Raw genomic sequence first — 511 nt, forward strand, 5'->3', positions numbered from 1 at the left:
GAGAATCCTATCTATTAAAGGGCATCGACGAAACAGACCCTGAGAAAATCGCTGAGGACTTCAACGAATGCTGTCTGCTCTTCGGTATTCCAGGACAAACGGCGGATTCTATGAGATCCGACATCGAAACAGGGCTGGCATACTTTGAGCGGGTTTGTGTCAATATTATGGTAGAAAACTCTACCCCGGTGCGGCCTGATCCCCGCGTTATCGAGCTTTTTAAAAACACCATCATGCCAAAATACCTGCATAATGAGCGGGTAGATATTTTAATGAATAATACAGATTTCGGAGTAGGAGGTAAATCTAATGAGTAATGAATTAGTTTTAATCGTGAGTCTAGTCTGCATTTATGCAGCAGTTGTTCTTTTTTATAAATTTTTCGGTAAGACCGGTCTTTATATGTGGACTGTGGTCGCCACTATCGCAGCTAATATTGAAGCGCTGATTCTGGTAGATGCTTTCGGCATGGAACAGACTTTGGGCAATATCCTGTTTGCCTCTACTTTCC

The 511-nt window shown here is 42.7% G+C and carries 2 pseudogenes; both read left to right on the top strand.

Annotated features, from left to right (window positions below):
* Positions 1-317: pseudogene (locus D1841_RS18570) on the top strand (radical SAM protein); the annotation flags it as partial.
* Positions 310-511, top strand: a pseudogene (locus D1841_RS18575) (VUT family protein); the annotation flags it as partial. The pseudogenes D1841_RS18570 and D1841_RS18575, both read left to right, overlap by 8 nt.

This window comes from Neglectibacter sp. X4 (genome assembly GCF_009917365.1).
GTDB lineage: Bacteria > Bacillota > Clostridia > Oscillospirales > Acutalibacteraceae > Acutalibacter.